Annotated in this window: 18 protein-coding genes and 7 tRNA genes; 18 read left to right on the top strand and 7 right to left on the bottom strand. The window is 48.9% G+C overall.

Going from position 1 to position 17,845, the window contains the following annotated elements; genetic code table 11:
• Nucleotides 1–61: 61 nt before the first annotated feature.
• The gene (locus C3B51_RS07950; protein ID WP_046006853.1) at nucleotides 62–289 is read right to left on the bottom strand and encodes a DUF2789 domain-containing protein; all 228 of its coding nucleotides are present in this window, start codon (nucleotides 287–289) and stop codon (nucleotides 62–64) included.
• A gap of 105 nt (nucleotides 290–394) precedes the next feature.
• Here C3B51_RS07950 and C3B51_RS07945 point away from each other — a divergent pair, with 105 nt between their 5' ends.
• Nucleotides 395–1,051: a GNAT family N-acetyltransferase gene (locus C3B51_RS07945; protein WP_130244693.1), complete on the top strand. Its 657-nt coding sequence runs from the start codon at nucleotides 395–397 to the stop codon at nucleotides 1,049–1,051.
• Nucleotides 1,052–2,315: 1,264 nt separating this feature from the next.
• Here C3B51_RS07945 and C3B51_RS07940 read toward each other — a convergent pair.
• On the bottom strand, nucleotides 2,316–2,618 hold the full coding sequence (locus C3B51_RS07940) for a DUF3301 domain-containing protein (protein ID WP_046006851.1): 303 nt from the start codon (nucleotides 2,616–2,618) through the stop codon (nucleotides 2,316–2,318).
• Nucleotides 2,615–3,646: a DUF3549 family protein gene (locus C3B51_RS07935; RefSeq protein ID WP_130244692.1), complete on the bottom strand. Its 1,032-nt coding sequence runs from the start codon at nucleotides 3,644–3,646 to the stop codon at nucleotides 2,615–2,617. Before C3B51_RS07935 ends, C3B51_RS07940 begins: the two co-directional genes overlap by 4 nt.
• 133 nt (nucleotides 3,647–3,779) lie before the next feature.
• On the opposite strand from C3B51_RS07935, the gene C3B51_RS07930 reads away from it, so the two are divergent.
• The 3 genes from C3B51_RS07930 to C3B51_RS07920 are packed head-to-tail and all read left to right on the top strand — an operon-like array spanning nucleotide 3,780 to nucleotide 5,274.
• Nucleotides 3,780–4,103, top strand: a complete 324-nt coding sequence (locus tag C3B51_RS07930; RefSeq protein ID WP_130244691.1) for a YqcC family protein — start codon at nucleotides 3,780–3,782, stop codon at nucleotides 4,101–4,103.
• Nucleotides 4,097–4,831, top strand: a complete 735-nt coding sequence (gene truC, locus C3B51_RS07925; RefSeq protein ID WP_130244690.1) for a tRNA pseudouridine(65) synthase TruC — start codon at nucleotides 4,097–4,099, stop codon at nucleotides 4,829–4,831. Before C3B51_RS07930 ends, truC begins: the two co-directional genes overlap by 7 nt.
• Complete coding sequence (locus tag C3B51_RS07920) at nucleotides 4,831–5,274, top strand: flavodoxin (protein WP_130244689.1); 444 nt, start codon at nucleotides 4,831–4,833, stop codon at nucleotides 5,272–5,274. The genes truC and C3B51_RS07920 overlap by 1 nt, the downstream gene beginning before the upstream one ends.
• Nucleotides 5,275–5,338: 64 nt before the next feature.
• Here the strand turns inward: C3B51_RS07920 and C3B51_RS07915 are convergent, their stop codons facing one another.
• Both C3B51_RS07915 and gloB read right to left on the bottom strand, forming a co-directional pair.
• On the bottom strand, nucleotides 5,339–6,901 hold the full coding sequence (locus C3B51_RS07915; RefSeq protein ID WP_125716126.1) for a lytic transglycosylase: 1,563 nt from the start codon (nucleotides 6,899–6,901) through the stop codon (nucleotides 5,339–5,341).
• Nucleotides 6,902–7,004: 103 nt separating this feature from the next.
• Nucleotides 7,005–7,784 (bottom strand): hydroxyacylglutathione hydrolase, encoded by a 780-nt coding sequence (gene gloB / locus C3B51_RS07910; protein ID WP_130244688.1) that lies wholly within the window; start codon nucleotides 7,782–7,784, stop codon nucleotides 7,005–7,007.
• Between the two features lie 51 nt (nucleotides 7,785–7,835).
• On the opposite strand from gloB, the gene C3B51_RS07905 reads away from it, so the two are divergent.
• Complete coding sequence (locus tag C3B51_RS07905) at nucleotides 7,836–8,588, top strand: class I SAM-dependent methyltransferase (RefSeq protein WP_046006844.1); 753 nt, start codon at nucleotides 7,836–7,838, stop codon at nucleotides 8,586–8,588.
• A gap of 4 nt (nucleotides 8,589–8,592) precedes the next feature.
• Here the strand turns inward: C3B51_RS07905 and rnhA are convergent, their stop codons facing one another.
• A complete protein-coding gene (gene rnhA, locus C3B51_RS07900) occupies nucleotides 8,593–9,060 on the bottom strand; it encodes a ribonuclease HI (RefSeq protein WP_125716129.1) in 468 nt (155 codons plus the stop codon).
• A 69-nt stretch (nucleotides 9,061–9,129) separates the two neighbouring features.
• Between rnhA and dnaQ the strand changes: the two genes are divergently transcribed.
• The 13 genes from dnaQ (at nucleotide 9,130) to C3B51_RS07835 (ending at nucleotide 15,418) form a co-directional block, all read left to right on the top strand.
• Nucleotides 9,130–9,840: a DNA polymerase III subunit epsilon gene (gene dnaQ, locus C3B51_RS07895; protein ID WP_125782241.1), complete on the top strand. Its 711-nt coding sequence runs from the start codon at nucleotides 9,130–9,132 to the stop codon at nucleotides 9,838–9,840.
• Nucleotides 9,841–9,925: 85 nt separating this feature from the next.
• Entirely contained in the window at nucleotides 9,926–11,272 is a 1,347-nt protein-coding gene (locus C3B51_RS07890; protein WP_130244687.1) for a TIGR03503 family protein, read from the top strand.
• A 107-nt stretch (nucleotides 11,273–11,379) separates the two neighbouring features.
• Nucleotides 11,380–11,456 (top strand) — tRNA-Asp (locus tag C3B51_RS07885).
• Between the two features lie 27 nt (nucleotides 11,457–11,483).
• Nucleotides 11,484–11,560: transfer RNA gene (locus C3B51_RS07880), tRNA-Asp, on the top strand.
• A 27-nt stretch (nucleotides 11,561–11,587) separates the two neighbouring features.
• A tRNA-Asp gene (locus C3B51_RS07875) sits at nucleotides 11,588–11,664 on the top strand.
• Between the two features lie 35 nt (nucleotides 11,665–11,699).
• Nucleotides 11,700–11,776, top strand: a tRNA-Asp gene (locus C3B51_RS07870).
• Between the two features lie 87 nt (nucleotides 11,777–11,863).
• Nucleotides 11,864–11,940: transfer RNA gene (locus C3B51_RS07865), tRNA-Asp, on the top strand.
• A 37-nt stretch (nucleotides 11,941–11,977) separates the two neighbouring features.
• A tRNA-Asp gene (locus C3B51_RS07860) sits at nucleotides 11,978–12,054 on the top strand.
• Between the two features lie 32 nt (nucleotides 12,055–12,086).
• Nucleotides 12,087–12,163: transfer RNA gene (locus C3B51_RS07855), tRNA-Asp, on the top strand.
• A 284-nt stretch (nucleotides 12,164–12,447) separates the two neighbouring features.
• The gene (locus C3B51_RS07850) at nucleotides 12,448–13,134 is read left to right on the top strand and encodes a hypothetical protein (protein ID WP_240701868.1); all 687 of its coding nucleotides are present in this window, start codon (nucleotides 12,448–12,450) and stop codon (nucleotides 13,132–13,134) included.
• Nucleotides 13,131–14,048, top strand: coding sequence for a hypothetical protein (locus C3B51_RS07845; RefSeq protein WP_130244685.1), 918 nt, complete (start codon nucleotides 13,131–13,133; stop codon nucleotides 14,046–14,048). The genes C3B51_RS07850 and C3B51_RS07845 overlap by 4 nt, the downstream gene beginning before the upstream one ends.
• A gap of 152 nt (nucleotides 14,049–14,200) precedes the next feature.
• Nucleotides 14,201–14,968 carry a substrate-binding periplasmic protein gene (locus tag C3B51_RS07840; RefSeq protein WP_130244684.1) on the top strand — a complete coding sequence of 256 codons (768 nt, stop codon included), beginning with the start codon at nucleotides 14,201–14,203 and terminating at the stop codon, nucleotides 14,966–14,968.
• 222 nt (nucleotides 14,969–15,190) lie between these two features.
• A complete protein-coding gene (locus C3B51_RS07835; RefSeq protein WP_130244683.1) occupies nucleotides 15,191–15,418 on the top strand; it encodes a hypothetical protein in 228 nt (75 codons plus the stop codon).
• Between the two features lie 316 nt (nucleotides 15,419–15,734).
• Here C3B51_RS07835 and C3B51_RS07830 read toward each other — a convergent pair whose 3' ends face one another.
• A complete protein-coding gene (locus C3B51_RS07830) occupies nucleotides 15,735–17,750 on the bottom strand; it encodes a winged helix-turn-helix domain-containing protein (RefSeq protein WP_130244682.1) in 2,016 nt (671 codons plus the stop codon).
• Nucleotides 17,751–17,845: the final 95 nt, after the last annotated feature.

Below are 17,845 nucleotides of genomic sequence, written 5' to 3'. Positions count from 1 at the left end.
AGCGGACGTAGCTGGCATTTTACCGCTTCCGCTCGCGTACTACCTTCTCGTTGCGGGTCCCTTAACGCAATCGCGCATCTAGCTCGTCGATGACTTCACTCCAGTCAGCGTCCTCTCTAAGTGATTCTTCAATAAAGTGTTTTTGTCCTTCATTCCAAAATGGCGCTTCTGCCAGCAGCATATCACTGGGCAGGCTGTGCTGAGCGAAAAAAGCTTCCATACTGGCCTCGCTGTTGTCCAGTCCAAGCTGAGCGAATAAGTTCTTCAGATTATGTGCGCTGGTATCCATATGCCCCTCTTATTGTTTAAATAGTGCGCTATAACTATAGTAGATTTAGCACACCGACCAAGTAAATTTCGTCGGATAATCACAACAACAAGACAAGGAATCGCTATGACTAACCCGGCATCCAGCGCACAACTAACCATTAAACACTTACTTCCCGAAGACAGTACCGTAGCTGCCAGCCTGTTATACAGGGCCTACCATGATGATAAGTTATTTAAAGATGTGCTGGGGGGCTCGGATGCGCAGACTTATGAGTCACGTCTGCGTGCATTGATCCGCGAGGAGCTGTCGTGTTTTGGTCAGTCAGCCCAGCCCTTGATTGGGTTGTATCAGGCGCAGTCTTTGCTTGCGATTGCTTGTGTGTTTGAAGCGCAAACTGAGTTACAGGCCTCGCGACGCTGGGACTGGCGTTTACGATTAATGATGAGCGCCGGATATCTACAAACACAGCAGTTAATAGACAAAGAAAAAACCATTCGTGAAGCGCTGGCGGATCAGGGGCATTATTATTTTTTGTCTTTTATCGCCGTTGAGCCGCACTACCAGGGCCAGGGGCTGGGGCATCATTTACTGGATGCGCTGGATGAGCTGGTAAAAGAAAACCCCATCGCCAGTGGCCTTGGCGTGTTTGTTTCAGAGGCTGATCAGAACGCCTTTTTTCGCCAGCATGGCTATGAAAAATTTCAGGTTTTAACCTTCAAGTCAGTTCAGGGCGAACTGCTGTTTAAAACTCGAGCAGCCATTATGGAAAAAAGCCTGTGAGACTTTTCTCACAAGGTTGTAGGTGAAGGCGTTTTAGACCTACTGCTTTAACCCCTAAAAAACAATTAACATCATGAATAGTAATGAGTTTTTTATTGTTTCAAGTAAATGACGAAAAAAAGCATGAGAAAAAGCGCCTTTTTCATTGTCCAGGATTGCGTAAACTTAATCATGTTCAAGGACGGAAGGACACCAGCGCCAGGAAGAGGTGAAGCGGACAGAGTCAGGATGGCTCGGATAACATCAGGAGGATGTTAAGCAAAGGAAGGTCGGGAGTGCTTAGGAAAAGCGAAGGGGACCGAGTCAGGATGGCTCAGGCAACATCAGGACGATGTTAAGCAAAGGAAGGTCAGGAGTGCTTAGGAAAAGCGAAGGGGACAGAGTCAGGATGGCTCAGGCAACATCAGGACGATGTTAAGCAAAGGAAGGTCAGGAGCGCTTAGGAAAAGCGAAGGGGACAGAGTCAGGATGGCTCAGGCAACATCAGGACGATGTTAAACAAAGGAATTGTCAGGAGCGCTTAGGATAAGCGAAGGGGACAGAGTCAGGAAGGCTCAGACAACATCAGGAGGATGTTAACCAAAGGAAGGTCAGGAGCGCTTAGGAAAAGCGAAGGGAACAGAGTCAGGAAGGCTCAGATAACATCAGGACGATGTTAGCCAAAGGAAGGTCAGGAGCGCTTAGGAAAAGCGAAGAGGACAGAGTCAGGATGGCTCAGACAACATCAGGACGATGTTAACCAAAGGAAGGTCAGGAGCGCTTAGGATAAGCGAAGAGGATAGGGTCAGGATGGCTCAGGCAACATCAGGACGATGTTAAGCAAAGGAAGGTCAGGAGCGCTTAGGAAAAGCGAAGGGGACAGAGTCAGGATGGCTCAGGACACAAAAGGACGTTGGTTATAAAAGGAATAGGGAAGACACGTCGAAAGGTGCGAAACAGTTCACATCGGCCGACAAAGGATGTGCTTGGATGCGGTAAGGATATCTACAGGATGTAACCTATCGGATGAAGTCAGGGAAGAAGATCGGGTGTGTCAGGATGTATACCCGTTCAGGGGATGATGAAGCTTGGCGGCTTGCTAGTTTGTTGTAGGCAGAGGTATCGGATACCTCCCAGGAAATTCGTCAGATTGGGGCGTAGCGCAAGGGTTACGCCTTGGTTTTTTTATTCAGTTCACCACACAGCATGCTTTACTATCACGCCCTAACTTCACATATCAACCTATCACGTTAGTCATCTTCAGTGAACAGCACGGTAACACCAATCAGCCCATTCGGTGCGGTGGAATATCCATCTTTTTAAGGCGCAGGTTTTCAAGGTGCATAGTACCGGTATAGGCACTTTGCTGATCTGAGCTGAACTCAAAGGCAAATTGACTTTTTATTCCCAGCCTGCCATTACTCAGCACCGCGAGCCTGCGTTTAACACAGGCGACACTGAGTAGCTGGACATTGAGCTTTTCAGCTTGTCCAACCGCATGCTGTTGTGCCGCTTCTGCTATCTGGCGGCCAAACCAAAAGAACGCAATGACTGCGCCGATAAGAATAAAAAGCCAAAGAGTGATCATCGTTTAAATAGCCTGCCTATTGCCCTGGACAGTGTTTCACTGCGATTTTCTGTTCTAAGTAGAGCTAAGACATGTGGGCGCAGTGTTGGAATTGCAACCAGATCGGCGAAAATGCTTTCAAATAAGCCGTCCACTTCAGTGTTGTGTGCAGCACTATCCATCAGTTTGATAAGCCTGGGTGAGTCGGTCAGTGTCTCCCAGCAACGCCCTGTAATGGTCAGTTGCAAATCAGCTTGCGCCGCGAGTGGAGATCCCAGAATAGTGTCTACTGCTTCCGCAATCAGCCCCAGACTATGGCTACCAGATAAGGCTCTGAGGTGGTTTATGCTGGCTGCCAGATCTTCGCTTTCTACTGCCGTTTTCAGGCCGCTAAGCAAGTGCTCGGTCAGCTCAACGCCAATGGCCACGTGCTCCAGCATGGCAGCCAGAGGAGATTGCACTTGTGCGGGAAGGTGTGACCAGCAGGCTTTCAAATTATCACGATTGCTGCCATGCTCCAGACGCATGGCAAAGTCGGCCAGGCCCTGTACCGCCAGGTTTTGCCACTGATCCAGCCCCAGCTTTTGTGCAAAATACAATTCGGCATATTCGTAATATTGTGACGCCGGACGTTTGAGTTCCGTTTTCAGTAAAGCATTAAACGCGGCCAGTTTATTGGCGTTAGGCGCATAGACATAGGGGTTGTTATCCAGTTTGCCTTGCGCCGCTTCGCCAGTGAGCTGCGTGCCTAACGCGTCAATCACCATAGAGGCAAAGTGGTCACGGCTGGCAGCAACCAGTTTGCTCTGTTCATCCAGCGGCAGCTTCAGAAACCATACATATGGGTCCTGGGTCGCCTGGTTATCCCAGAACTGAATTGCCAACAGGGCATGACCGGCGAGCGGATAAGGGTAGGGCACCTGAGTGGTTTCGATTTGCGCAAACTGCTTTTTATCGATTTTGGTTATGCGACGGCCAATATCATAGGCGCGCCATTGCGTGCCGGCTGAAGTCAGTAGTTCACCTAAAGTCGTAATCTGCGCTGTCATTTTCATCTCACTTTATTGCGTTGAGGCGCGATTATAACGTTATTCTTGGTCACTGGTAAGGGTGACCATAAAGATACAAACGCCCGGGTTTGATGGGGTATAATGGAGTTTTTGTATTGTGTGAGGAAGCACTATGGATCACCCTGTATGGCATTTGCTTGACGAGCTGGAGCGCACGTTGCGCGAGGCTGAGCTTTGGCAGACAGAGCCAGTCCCGGCGCAGGCGTTATTGTCTGTGCAGCCATTTTGTTGCGATACGTTACGTTTTGAGCAGTGGTTGCAGTTTGTTTTTGTCGTTAAGATGCGTGCTCTCATACATAGCGGCGCAGCCTTACCGGCTAATATGGCCATCGCCCCAATGGCAGAAGTCAGCTTCGCACAACACCCTAACTATAAAGCATTGCACAGTGTGTTACAGCGCCTGGACTCAGCTGTATCGGAGTCGGCCCCATGTTAGAAATCGTTTATCAGGATGAGCACTATGTGGCCATCAATAAGCCATCGGGTTTGCTGGTTCATCGCTCGTTTTTAGACAAGCATGAAACGCAGTTTGCGATGCAGATGCTCAGAGATCAGCTGGGACAGCATGTTTTCCCTGTCCACCGACTTGACCGACCCACTTCGGGGGTTCTGCTGTTTGCGCTGAGCTCAGAGGCGGCGCGTGATATGAATCAGGTGTTTATCGACGGGACAGTACAAAAGCGTTATCTGGCTCTGGTCCGTGGCTTTGCTCCAGCAGACGTCTATGTTGATAAACCATTGAAAGAGCAGTTGGATAAAATTGCCGACAAATTCGCGGATCAGGATAAAGCCCCCCAGGAAGCGCAGACTCAGTTCAATTGTTTGCACCAGGCAACGCTGAATATCCCGCTGGGTAAATACCCCAGCATTCGTTACTCTTTGGTGGAGTGTTTTCCTAAAACAGGTCGTAAACACCAGATCCGGCGTCATCTTAACCACCTTAACCACCCCATCATTGGTGATGTTAATCACGGGGATAACAAGCAGAACCATTTTTTTCAGGATCATTTTGGCATTCGCCGCCTGATGTTGTTTGCAACTGAGCTGAAGTTTTTGCATCCTTATAGTCAACAACCCATCACCATTCGTGCCAGTCTGGGAGAAGATATGTTGAACCTGTGCAAACAACTGGGCTGGCCAGACACCGAAAAGGACTACCAATAATGGCATCAATTACACTTTTTGTCGGCTCCGTATTTGGCAACGCTGAGAACCTGGCAGAAGAAGTTAAAAAAGACATTGAGCAGCAAGGGCACAGTGCAATTATCGCCGAGCCACCGACGCTGGAGCAGGTGCAAGGGGCAGAAAACCTGTTGTTTATATCTTCCACCACCGGACAAGGCGATATTCCCGATAATCTGCTACCTTTAATATTGCAAATGCAAAGTCAGTTTCCCATGCTGACGGGGAAAACCGTAGGAGTTGTCGCTCTGGGCGACAGTAGTTACGGTGATACCTTTTGTGGTGCCGGGCGTCAGATAGACACTTTAGTTCAGGAACTCAACGCCACAGTGACTGAGCCTCGATTAGATGTAGACGCGTGCGAACACTTTGAGCCCTATGAAGCGGTTGCCCCCTGGTTGCAAAAGTGGCTGCAACATTTTTGATGAGCTCACGATGAATATTATAAAAAAGCCGCTGATGTCAGCGGCTTTTTGATATCTAAATAGGCTATGAGCTTTTTACATCAACAGTCAGTTTTAACTTCTGACCTGGCTGAAGATACTTCTGACCAGCAAGCTTATTCCACTTAACAATTTCACTGACGGTCAGGTTAAACTTGGCCGCGATCCGTGCCAGAGAATCCCCCTTACGAACCTTATAGGTAATGGTGCGTTCTGTGGTATTCGCAACCGGCTGAGTTGTCGCTTGGCTTTGGTAGATGGTGAGCTTCTGACCAAGCTTGAGTACCGAATTGGCCTTGAGTTTATTCCATTTGGCCAGTTGCGCGACAGTGACATCATACTCACGGCTGATATCCCACAGGGTATCACCGCTGGTGACTGTGTGGGTTTTCTTGTTGCGCGTTGCCTTGTTCGCTGCGCTGCGCACCGCATCCGGTAAATGCTCACTTTGCAGTTCGCCGTCACTGAGTGGAACCAGTAGTTTCTGACCCACCCGGATAATGTGCGAATCCAATTTGTTAAGCGAGCGAATGGCACTGGTGCTGGTAGAGAACTTCTTGGCGATCACTGACAGGCTATCGCCACGGGCGACCGTGTAGTATTGCCAGCGCAGACGATCTTTTATTGGCGTACTGGCAAGGCGTGTTTTAAATGCGTCTATCTTATCTGCCGGCAGCAACAGGGTATGTGGACCGTTCGGATCGGTGGCCCAGCGGTTAAAGCCCGGATTCAGGCGATAAAGCTCAGTAAGGGATATGTCGGCCATTTCAGCCGCCAGCGCCAAGTCGATTTGCGACCCAACTTCTACACTATCAACCACCTGGGCATTGATGATCTTGTTCCACTTAACGTTAAACTCATCCTGACGCTTTAACAAGTCAGACAATGCCAGCAGCTTAGGCACGTAGGCGGTGGTTTCGCGTGGCAAGTCCAAAGACCAGAAATCGGTCGGCAAGTGCTTCTTACGATTTTTACGAATGGCCTTTAGCAGTCGGCCTTCTCCAGAGTTATAGGCTGCAATGGCATTGAGCCAGTCGCCTTCCAGAGTTTTATGCAGGTAAGTGAGATAATCCAGTGCGGCGCGGGTTGATTGAACAATATCGCGACGACCGTCGTACCACCAGTTTTGTTTGAGATCGAAGCGCTCGCCGGTTTGCGGCATAAATTGCCAAATTCCAGATGCGCTACGGTGAGAATACCCGAACGGATCGAACGCACTTTCTACGATTGGCAGCAGGGCAATTTCAATCGGCATCTCGCGTTTTTCTACTTCTTCAACAATATAGTAAAGATAAGGTTCGGCGCGTTTTGAAATACGATCCAGGTACGCTTGGTGGCGCTGATAGTAGTTACGCTCCGCGACCACAGGACGATTTTGTGGCACATCAATAGACAGCTGATAGCGGATCCGCTCCCAGACGTCATCGAACACCGGTGGTGGCTCATCGGCTTCCACGGGTTCCTGAATGGCACTCATCAGAGTGTCGCTGATCTCGGCCGGACTGGCATGATCCAGTTGTTCGGCTTGTTCAATTGTCGGGCTGTCGAACGTAGTTTGACAACCGCTCAGCAGTGCTGATACTACCAGCAGCAAGAGAGGCTTTTTCATAAAACTCGGTCATTGATCCATGGTCAGGGTACGGCGCCGCAGAAAAATCCACAGCTAAAACCCGTCAATGTTAACTGTTTAGTTGTAAAAATTAAAGCAGTGCCTAAAAATTATCCTTCCATTTTCTGAGCGCGGCAAACCTTTGCCAGTTTTCACTCCCCTCGGTGTGCATATCAGCCGGTAAAGTATTTAGCATATGTGGCAGGTTCGCTCGCATAAATGGGTTGATGCTTAACTCGCGTTCAATTGTGGTCGGCAATGTCGGCTGTGCCTGAGCGCGTTGCTGCTCACCCCATTGTTGCCACTGAGTTATGTCTGCATTCTCTGGCTCGACTGCGGCGGCAAACGCCAGATTGGCCTGGGTGTATTCATGCGTGCAGTAAATTTGGCATTGCGCAGGTAACTGGGATAGCCGTTGTAATGACTGCCACATTTGCTGCGGGCTGCCCTCAAATAAACGACCACAGCCTGCGCTGAACAGAGTATCACCGGTAAATGCCAGCTCAGGGGTCAGGTAGCAGATATGGTCCAGTGTGTGTCCGGGGGTGTGAACGATAGTAAAGTCCAGCCCGGCAATGGTCACCCTATCACCGTCATGCAAAGGGTGTGTAATGCCATTAAAGGGCGTATTGTGTGGGCCATAAACCGGCAGTTCACCATAATGCGCGCGCAAAGGGGCTATCCCATCGGTGTGATCCCAGTGATGGTGTGTAACTAAAACGCCCGCCAACTGTTTTTCCGCTGCCGTGGCAAACTCAATGACGGGCTCGCTTTGTCCCGGGTCAACGACCCACATCAGATTGCTATCTGACGGACATATTGCCCAGATATAATTGTCACTGAAGGCCTTGATGGGGTGGATCTGCACTGCGACTTGCGCCATAACTCATTGCTCTATAAAGTGAAGGTGTAACTAGTATAGCGAGTGCGTATCATGAAACCAGCTCTAAGTTTTCAGCAGGGACCCAAGCCCTATCAGTGGCAGGACTTTCCACATGGTGATTATGTGCGCGCGGGCATTGAAAGGCGAATGGCCAACTGGTTACCTCGCATGTTTGGGTACCATATGCTCAAGCTGGGTTGTCTGAGTGGTCAGCTCGACACCTCCTTAAGCCCCATCAGCCACCAGATCTGTGTCGCACCGGAGGGAGAGCATGTCGGGGTGCTGGCCGAGATTGACGAATTACCTTTTTATGAACACAGTGTAGACGCCTGCATACTCAGCCAGTGTCTGGAATATCATTCCGATCCCCACCATATCTTGCGGGAGGCACACCGCACCTTGATCCCGGGTGGGTATATCGTGATCAGCGGGTTTAACCCCTTTAGTTTATGTGGCTTGGCGCATCTGTTGCCCTTTAGCAAAGAAAAGCTGCCCTGGTCCGGGCGCTTTTTTACGCCGTCGCGGGTTAAGGACTGGCTGGATCTGCTGGGATTTGAAATTCTGGCTGATGAGCGTTTTGTCCATGCCTCACTGGCAAGGGGCTCGCGTTTGTCGCGTTTTGCGCCCTGGCGTCGCTTTTGTCGACATTATATGAAGCCGATGGGCAGTGTCTATTTGCTGGTGGCCCGCAAACGGGTTGCCCCCTTAACGCCGATCAAGCCAAAGTGGCATGCCCGGCCCAAATGGACGCCAGCAGTAAAAGGGGCGCGACTGAAACACAGCCGCAATCAGGAACAAGGTTAGGCGGCTATTCGCTCTGATAACCTGTATCTTCTAAAAGGTCGCTGCCACCGGCCGCGTCGCGGGCCAAGTCGTCAACCAGTTCATTGTACTTATTACCAGCATGTCCCTTTACCCAGCGCCACTCAATGGTATGGCGCTGTACCGCGGCATCCAGGCGCTGCCATAAGTCGACATTTTTAACCGGTTTTTTCGCGGCTGTTTTCCAGTTACGCTTTTTCCAGTTTGCCAGCCAGGATTCAATGCCCTGTTTCACATACTGACTGTCGGTATACAAAATGACCTGGCAGGGGCGCTTGAGGGTTTCGAGTGCAACAATGGCTGCCAGCATCTCCATGCGGTTATTAGTGGTGAGCCGATATCCGGCGCTGAGGGTTTTTTCATGACCCTGATAACTGAGGTACACACCATAGCCGCCGGGTCCCGGATTGCCTAAGCAGGAACCGTCGGTATAGATCTCTACGGATTTTTGCACGAATTCGCCTGTTTTTATGTAAAATACTCCAATAGACGCTAACCATAGCAAAGTTAGGCAAACGACGATATGCATAAAAGACAAATAGTACTGGATACAGAAACCACGGGCATCGACCCCAAAGAAGGTCACAGGATCATTGAGATCGGTTGTGTGGAGTTAGTGAATCGTCGTCTGACCGGCAATAATTTTCACGTATATATCAACCCGCAACGTGGCATTGAAGAAGAAGCCATAGACGTTCACGGTATTACCAACGAGTTTTTGCGAGATAAACCGTTTTTCCATCAGATAGCCCAGGAGTTCTATGACTATATACAGGGCGCTGAGCTGGTGATCCACAATGCCCCGTTCGACGTCGGCTTTATGGACCACGAGTTTGCTATGCTGAACCAGGGGTTTGCAAAAACCCATGATGTATGTGAAGTCTTAGATACGCTGGTTATGGCGCGCGACTTGCATCCGGGTCAGAAGAACAGCCTTGATGCCTTGTGTCGCCGTTATGATATAGATAACTCTAAGCGTACGCTGCACGGCGCATTGCTGGATTCCGAGATCCTGTCGGATGTTTATCTGGCCATGACGGGCGGCCAGAAGAAGCTCAATTTGGCGCAACATAATGAGCAGGCTCAGCAGGACAGTGGCGGTGGAATTCGTCGGTTAAGTGCCGAGCGAGCGCCGTTAAAAGTGGTGATGGCGACTGCCGATGAGCTGGACGCCCATGAAGCGCGTATGGAACTGGTCAACAAAGCCAGTGGCCAGAGTTTGTGGCAGCAATAATGGCTGTCAGGCGTAAGGTCAGTGTCAAAGAGAACGATTAATTTATATGGGGTAAACGAGCATGCGGATCGGCTTAGCAGGATTGATGTTACTATATAGCGCGTTGTTCAGCGCGATGACGATGGCCGAGACTCCGCAAATTACGCTGCTTGAGCGTGATGGTAAAATCAATGAAATTCCGCTGCTGGATAATCGCTTTCGCATTGATCACAATGTGAAGAAAATCACGCTCCTCTTCTTTCGCGCTCCCGGTACGCCAGCGGTGGTGCTGGTGAAACCCGATGGCAGTAAGTACTACGCCACACACGCCATCGCGGATGAAAAACTCGAATGGTATGACGAAATAAGTTATGACCTGGTGATAGTGACGGATCCTATGCCTGGTCCCTGGCAGGTGTTGGGGCAGATCCGCCAGGACAGCCGGGTGATGGTATTAGGGGACATTGAATTACAGGTCGACCCCTTACCGCCGCTGATCTTTCGTGGTGAAATGCTAAAAATTCAGGGGCAAGTGACCAATGATGGCCAGCCTGTCGATATCGGTTATTTCCGCGATGTGGTCACCCTCTATGTGGAATTTGTCAGTACCAACAATGATCAGTATGCCAACTTTGGCGCAGGCACCCAAAGTGTGGCCGAGTTTAAAGATGATGGACGTGAGTTTGATGAGCGCCCGCTCGATGGCATCTTCACCGGCGAATTCCGGCTTAACTTCCCTGCCGGTGAGTGGCAACCTGAGTTCTTTATAGAAACCCCCATCCTTAAGCGCCGGGTTGTGAAAGACCCGATCATTATTGCAGAGCCGCCATTTGCTTTTGAGTTGATGCTGGCGGGGCCGGAAGAATTTGAGCACCAGCTGACTATCCGACTGGCCTCAGAGGTGGTGAAGCCAGAAACCGTGATCTTCCAGGGCAAGATTTTATATCCCAATGGTGAAGAGCAGATGTTTACCCTCAACGGGGAAGAACGTTTATACCGGCAGCTGGCCATTAAGAACTATGACTGGGGAAGATATAGTGTGGAGCTGTCAGCTTTTGGCGAAAACATTAATGGCCGTGAATTTATGGCCCGCCTGCCGGATTATAACTTTGAAATAGAACGTCCCATTGAAAAGGTACCTGAATTGCCCGAGTCAGAGCGGCCAACACAGCGTACGGTCACTGTGCCTGAACCTGAACCGGGACTCAGTGCCGGGGCCATTGTGGCCATTGTGCTGGTTGGTAATCTGCTGATCCTGCTGCTGGGTTGGCTGGCAGTGCGCATCTTTGTACAGAAAAAGCCCATCAAACTTAAAATAAGTCTGCCCTTTATCGGTAAGAAAAAGCAGTTAGATTTAGAAGAGTTAGAAGAGGATACAGAAAAGTCGGGCAAACAGAGTTCAAAAAATGATAAATCAGCTGATATTTTGAACCTTTCGATGTCGGATGACTAAAAATCCCCGATTTTTTCAAAAAAGGTGTTGACTCTTAGGGGGGGCATTCGTATTATTCACGCCGCTGTCAGGGAGCACACCTGAACAGCGAGAGAACAAGATGCTGCGGAGTGGTAGTTCAGTTGGTTAGAATACCGGCCTGTCACGCCGGGGGTCGCGGGTTCGAGTCCCGTCCACTCCGCCATTTACTTTTTCTCTATAAGCGCACGCTGGAGTGGTAGTTCAGTTGGTTAGAATACCGGCCTGTCACGCCGGGGGTCGCGGGTTCGAGTCCCGTCCACTCCGCCAATCGCTTATCCTGTGCCGTACTTCTTTGGAGTGGTAGTTCAGTTGGTTAGAATACCGGCCTGTCACGCCGGGGGTCGCGGGTTCGAGTCCCGTCCACTCCGCCAACATCTTTAAGAAGTACACCGAGCTAAACCACCGTGGAGTGGTAGTTCAGTTGGTTAGAATACCGGCCTGTCACGCCGGGGGTCGCGGGTTCGAGTCCCGTCCACTCCGCCATCTAGCCAGGGTTTAGTTTGGATTATCAGATTCAATGTAGTCTGAGTTTATGACAAAACGACGTCACAAACATCGTTATTTACTCGTGGAGTGGTAGTTCAGTTGGTTAGAATACCGGCCTGTCACGCCGGGGGTCGCGGGTTCGAGTCCCGTCCACTCCGCCAACACTTTAACGAGTAAAAAATTGCATTATATCTCTGCGGAGTGGTAGTTCAGTTGGTTAGAATACCGGCCTGTCACGCCGGGGGTCGCGGGTTCGAGTCCCGTCCACTCCGCCATTTGATATAAGCATAAAAAGTCATACCACTGCGGAGTGGTAGTTCAGTTGGTTAGAATACCGGCCTGTCACGCCGGGGGTCGCGGGTTCGAGTCCCGTCCACTCCGCCATTTCATATAAAGATTAGCTTTACCTCACATATAAAGTTCGCGATCAATATTCTTCCTTAAATCTTTTTATAAGCTCTGATTTAACACATCTTCATTTAGCCTAACTATCTGAAACTTATAATTCTAGTTGCGTGATTCTTTAAACGCCTGAATAGCCTGAGCTTTTTAGCCCCCTACAATGTAAGAATGTGTTTATGAAATTATACATTTTTTTACATTAGTGGTTGAATCTTAGCCGTCAAATTCGTATATTGCCGCCTCTCTAAATTATGGGTTTGAAATTAATGAAACAGCTTTCCATTTTAATTGTGCTCCTGACAATATTTCTAGCAGGGTGTAAATCAACTCCACAACCTGCAGTTAGACTTAAACCTGAGCTTCTTAATGAAAATATTCGCGTTGGTATATATATCAACGAAATTGCGCCAGCTACGACCAGTATCCAAGGTGCAGACTGCTTGCTTTGCTATGGCGTTGCAGTCGCTGCGAATTCTTCTTTGAGTAACCACTTAGAAAGCTTGCCGACAACAGATATCGAGTCTGCGAAGCAAGTGGTTTATGATGGCTATAAGTCAAAGACTCAACATGTTGAGTTTGTAAACCTTTCCAAAGATAAACTGAGCAAACTGAAAAAGTTCAAAGGTGAACTTGGTTTTGCGAAAAAAGACTACCGCTCACTAAAAAGTGAACTAAACATTGATGTTCTAGTGGTGCTTAATATTTACGCACACGGTGCACACAGAATGTACTCTGCTTATGTGCCAGTAACAGACCCACAGGGCTATGTCGCGGGGGTTATCTATTCCGTAGATCTGGAAACAAACCAGTACGTTCAGTTTCAAAGGTTTAACAGAAAGATCTTAGTTGAAGGTGAGTGGGATGAACCAAAGCAGCAGTTTCCAGGTGTGACAAATGCATACTATCAGGCTGTTGAAAAGGTGAAATTAAGTCTTGGTAATATCTTCTTATGATGAAAAAGAGCGCGAAACTCTGTATGGTTCTAGCGCTTGGACTTACAACCCTGAGTGGTTGTAAGTCACCAAAGCGAGACGATTATGTAACAGCGATAGAGCTCAACAAAAGCAATTACATAGCTAAGCATGATGTGAGATTATTGCTTAACCCTGAACTGAACGCTGACATTCGTGGGCGTTACTCACACAACCGTTCTATTGAGCAAGGTTCGATGCTATACGCTGGAACACCGGGCTCAGCATTGGTGCAGGTTTTTGCACATGCAGCTATAAACAGCTCACTGCAAGAAAATAAATTATCAAAGCAACAAACTGCCGCAAATAAAGAGATTCAGCCTTTCAAGGATGCGATAGGAGAGGTAAGTATTGGTAAATTGCTTAGTTCTGAGCATCTTAAGAAAGTAGTGAACTCTGAAGAGGCTAATGTGAACTCGGTTAATGTTAAGCCCATTTTCTTTGTAAGTGGTGATCTATCACATACCTCTCTCAAGCTTGTGACTTGGATTAATGCTGATGATCAGCGTAAAAAAAATGCTAGACGTTATCAAAACATTATTGAGGTCCATGCTGAACGCTTTAGCGATGAGGAGATCCGTCAAATACGTCAGGGAACGAATGGAGAGCTGCTATTATCAAAGATGAGCGAGATGCTCAATCGCGCAATTACGAGTTTGCATGATGACCTTGTTGGGGCATATGCCGAAAAAACGGCTCAGCAAACACTTAAAATAATATCAGGAAATCGTACGCGGTTTATTCGTGGAAATATCATAGCGCACAACTGCGACTATACTGTTTTAAAGAACTTGAGAAAGTGGATCATACACTTCCCGTCAAATGTTGTTGCGAATGAGATAGGCAGTCCTCGAGCCTGCAATGGTGCTCAGGTAGATCCAGTAGAGAGATCATGACGCTTCAAACAAGAGAATCGAGCTTTAATGCTGGATTCTCTTGTTTACATACCTGCATTGGGATTGTTTAACGTAATAGTCGCTCATGCAGTGATAGCGTATAGGTTTTCAACCTTCTATAGTTACATCAGGTAGTCACTAATGCATGCGGCATGATGTACAAACTTATTATACTGATATTGATAGTTACACTGTCGCGGGTGCAGGCGCAAGAGCCCATTCGTATCGCAACCGGTGAATACCCCCCGTTTACCGGCAGTCAGCTTGTTGACGACGGCTTTGTTAATCACCTTATTCGTCAGGCACTTGCACAGGAAGGTCTGGAGGCCGAGTTTGTCTACCTACCCTGGAAGCGTAGTTTTCAGGCTGCCCAGCAAGGGCAATATGATATGGCGTCTTACTGGGTTTGCGAGCGCGAATATCAGCAGCACTTTTATTGCAGCGACGAGCTGTACCGGGGCCAGCTGTTACTTTACTTTCGCGCCGAAACACCCTTGCCACAGTGGCAAACCATTGATGATCTTAAGCCTTATCGCATAGGGGCGATTTTAGGGTATGAATATGTGCCTGAATTTCGCAAAGCAATGGAAGAGGGCGACTTGGATGTGATCATGGTCAGCAACGACCGGCTTAACCTGAACATGCTACTGAATGACCGTGTTGATTTAATTCTGTTAAGTGATACGGCAATGCAAAGCCTGCTCACGGAACATTTCTCATCTTTACAGGCAGATAAAATACGGGCCCACCCAAAGCCATTTTTAAATTACCAGGCACATGTGTTATTTCCCAAATCATTAAAAGGCAGCGCCGCTTTGCGGACGCGTTTTAATACAGGCCTGAAAAAGCTCAAAGCCTCAGGCGAGTTCGAACGCCAGTGGCAACGGCTGCTCAATGGGGAGTTCATTCCTCAGCGTTAATACGTTGATTTAAGGTCAAAGGAGCAAAACTTCTTTGTTGTCTTTGAAAAGAACAGAACCGGAGTGTTGGTGGCTACGTAAACTCAAATTTTATCTGATTACTTACTAGGAGCGCCTTAAGATAGGTTTTATTAATATATTCATTAAATTGCGCAGCTTGTTGAAATAACGTGTGGTTATGTTATTTTTTAGCCTGATTTTTGTGATGAAAAGGAAATTAAAATGAAGTTAAATCTAAAGAAGAAAAGCATCAAATCGCTCAGTTCGGACAGCAAAAAACTTCCCAATGCAGCAACGCCTGCGGTTGCTGGTGGTACAAATAGTGTTGCATGTGCAACTGAACTATACTGCGCTAGCAATGATTGTTTCACTAAAGAATGGATTGATAATTGTAACCCTCATCGTTATACCTACCAAGGTACAGGGTGTTGCAACACCACCCTATGCTAAGTGCAGTTGAGTAACGCCATATGTAAGTCATTGTTCAAATGGGAAGCTTCTCAACAGGTTTAATTCCCGAAATGATTTTATCGGCACATAGCAAACGCAGTAGGGTCACCATTCGAGTGAGCCTGCTGCTATCATTTCTCCTCTGCACACTGCGTTGCGCGCTATTTTCCAAAGCCAGCCGACCGCGTACTCTTGCACTGTGGTTCAATTCTGGCTGAAGTTCACAGCCGGATGCCTGACAGAGTCTTGCTAACCTCAGAGTGAGCATGGCAAACCTGTGTTAGAGCCTAACTTCGGCAAACTCGGCTCAATGTTTCTATTTGGCACTCAGCCGCTTTATATCTCCCTCCACCGATTCCATTTTGGCGATCAGCAAATTACCATCCGCGGCGATATCATAGTGCCACAACAGATTTTGCGTTTTCAGGAGCTCTGGCTGGGTATTGCCATCAAGCGACATGCGCCAGATATGATCCGTCTTTGACCAGGCGCTTTGCCAGTACAGGAAACCATCTCTCAGTCTGGGGTTCGTTACCTGGTGATAAGCCTTGGGGGCAAGTGATGCAAGTCGCGAATTATCTGAAAGCGGCTCTGCCAGATTTTTAGTGCGATAAATGGCCGACTGTTTAAACACAAGCCAGTTTTGCGCCCGGTGGTCATACAGCAGCAGATCTGAGCTCACGTTGTAGCGGCGCTGTAATTGCCCTGACTTACTGTAGATCAGCACTTCGTGGTCGTCGGAGGCCCACAGGGTGTCGCTGTCCAGCCAGCCAAAATGGCTGAGCGAATGCGATAACTGCGGGGTAAAGGTTTGCACCACACCTGAGCGGTCAAGCAACAGCAAACGGGACTCCCGGTTAGCCAGAATATAGGCATTGTCCGGGCTCCAGGTGACAAAGTTGACGTACTCATCGCCGGTGTGATGAGTCAGCTGGATCACCCGGTCGTTGCTGTGCAAATAAATCTCGCAGGCACCAGTGCGGCGCGACATAAACGCGGTCTCGCCCAGGCTGTTCGTAACGGGCAGATAGTCATGGCTTGAGCTGGAAAAAATCGGCAGGTTGTCTTTATCACGAATATTCACCTGCCAGCTTTCTGCGGCACTGAAAATATCCCCCTGATTGTCAACACTCAGGCTGCTGAAGAGCCCCTGTGGCGTTGCAATAACCGGGTATTGTTGGCCATCTCGGGTGGTGGCAATCAGATTGTGATGTTTGCTGCTGTCGTTAGTGATCATGCTGTGGTGTTTTGGATCGTATGCAATCAGCCAGACGGGGTAAGGCCAGCGCATCTGCACCTTAGCATCTAAGGTGATCAGCCGCGAGTGCAGGTTGGCGTCTTTGACCAGGTAGTAAGTTTGCTGATCCCAGCCGCGCACTGTGGTGATCAGCTTATCTCCCTTGTTCAACTTTAACGGGATAGGAATATATCCTTTACTATTAATAGTATATTGATATGCATGCGTCCCCGTTTTATCGCGCACCGTGGCGATCAGCTGCGTGTCTGAGCGCCAGGTGGGTGCCTGAATATGGTAACAGGGCAGGTCCTGTGATTGGTGGAGCTGCTGACCCTGTGCATTGACTATCAGCAATCGACAGCCATCTCCCTGGTATTGCCAGAATGCCAGCCAGTCCTGAGCAGGGTGCCAGGTGGGTTTGGCAACCCGGTTATCAAAACTCAGGCGCGCATTTTGGTTCCCCTGCTTATCGCTGATAACCAGAGTATTAAAATCGTCAACATAAGCCAGCAGAGGCCTGCTGGTATGGGCTGCGACATCAAACTCCAGCCCCAATTCATAGGTGATATCTTCAACTTCATAATGTGGTGCAACAATGGGCTCTGGTGCCGACGAAAAGTAGGCTATGGCACTGAAGCAGGCGGCAACTATCGGTAATACCAGCAGTCGGGCGTGTTTTTTACCAGTGGCGGCGGGCTCAGTCGCTGAGGCACTGTGGATCTCGGTATGCGCGCGTGCCTGTGGCTGACTCAGCGCAACGGGCGCAATAAACACATAACCCCGTTTGGGCACCGTTTTTATAAAACGAGGCTCTCTGGCACTGTCATTCAGAATACGACGTAGTTTGGTCAGTAATTGATACAGGCTATTAGATTCGACAATGGTATCTGGCCATAACGCCTCGCTCAGTGCATCCCGCGACAGCACCGTGTCGGGCGAGGCGACAAAAAGTTCCAGTAGTCTGGCAACCTGAGGCTCAAGCTTAATGACCACCTGGCTGTCTGGTGCGCGCAACTCATCCTGACTGGCGTCAAACTGCCAGGATAAAAAGTAATAGTGCAGAGTGCGTGTGTTTGTCTCCCTGTTTGAGTCCATCTTAGTCAGGCTACCTTGGTTGTTTTTATCTGTGTGACTGGCGCGGTAATGGAGTTCATGCCAGTTTCTGTTAGTCCATTGCGGCTTTCGCAATC

This window comes from Pseudoalteromonas rubra, assembly GCF_004212645.1.
Classification (GTDB): Bacteria; Pseudomonadota; Gammaproteobacteria; order Enterobacterales; family Alteromonadaceae; genus Pseudoalteromonas; species Pseudoalteromonas rubra_G.
This window is presented reverse-complemented; position numbering and strand designations above follow the sequence as displayed.

Bases quoted from the DNA above. Each gene is read 5' to 3' on its own strand.
- C3B51_RS07845 (WP_130244685.1), top strand. From the start codon at position 13,131: ATGATGAAAAAGAGCGCGAAACTCTGTATGGTTCTAGCGCTTGGACTT.
- C3B51_RS07835 (WP_130244683.1), top strand. From the start codon at position 15,191: ATGAAGTTAAATCTAAAGAAGAAAAGCATCAAATCGCTCAGTTCGGAC.
- C3B51_RS07840 (WP_130244684.1), top strand. From the start codon at position 14,201: ATGATGTACAAACTTATTATACTGATATTGATAGTTACACTGTCGCGG.
- C3B51_RS07920 (WP_130244689.1), top strand. From the start codon at position 4,831: ATGGCATCAATTACACTTTTTGTCGGCTCCGTATTTGGCAACGCTGAG.
- C3B51_RS07945 (WP_130244693.1), top strand. From the start codon at position 395: ATGACTAACCCGGCATCCAGCGCACAACTAACCATTAAACACTTACTT.
- dnaQ (WP_125782241.1), top strand. From the start codon at position 9,130: ATGCATAAAAGACAAATAGTACTGGATACAGAAACCACGGGCATCGAC.
- gloB (WP_130244688.1), bottom strand. From the start codon at position 7,784: ATGGCGCAAGTCGCAGTGCAGATCCACCCCATCAAGGCCTTCAGTGAC.
- C3B51_RS07940 (WP_046006851.1), bottom strand. From the start codon at position 2,618: ATGATCACTCTTTGGCTTTTTATTCTTATCGGCGCAGTCATTGCGTTC.
- C3B51_RS07930 (WP_130244691.1), top strand. From the start codon at position 3,780: ATGGATCACCCTGTATGGCATTTGCTTGACGAGCTGGAGCGCACGTTG.
- C3B51_RS07830 (WP_130244682.1), bottom strand. From the start codon at position 17,750: ATGGACTCAAACAGGGAGACAAACACACGCACTCTGCACTATTACTTT.
- C3B51_RS07915 (WP_125716126.1), bottom strand. From the start codon at position 6,901: ATGAAAAAGCCTCTCTTGCTGCTGGTAGTATCAGCACTGCTGAGCGGT.
- C3B51_RS07905 (WP_046006844.1), top strand. From the start codon at position 7,836: ATGAAACCAGCTCTAAGTTTTCAGCAGGGACCCAAGCCCTATCAGTGG.
- C3B51_RS07850 (WP_240701868.1), top strand. From the start codon at position 12,448: ATGAAACAGCTTTCCATTTTAATTGTGCTCCTGACAATATTTCTAGCA.
- truC (WP_130244690.1), top strand. From the start codon at position 4,097: ATGTTAGAAATCGTTTATCAGGATGAGCACTATGTGGCCATCAATAAG.
- C3B51_RS07890 (WP_130244687.1), top strand. From the start codon at position 9,926: ATGTTACTATATAGCGCGTTGTTCAGCGCGATGACGATGGCCGAGACT.
- C3B51_RS07935 (WP_130244692.1), bottom strand. From the start codon at position 3,646: ATGACAGCGCAGATTACGACTTTAGGTGAACTACTGACTTCAGCCGGC.
- C3B51_RS07950 (WP_046006853.1), bottom strand. From the start codon at position 289: ATGGATACCAGCGCACATAATCTGAAGAACTTATTCGCTCAGCTTGGA.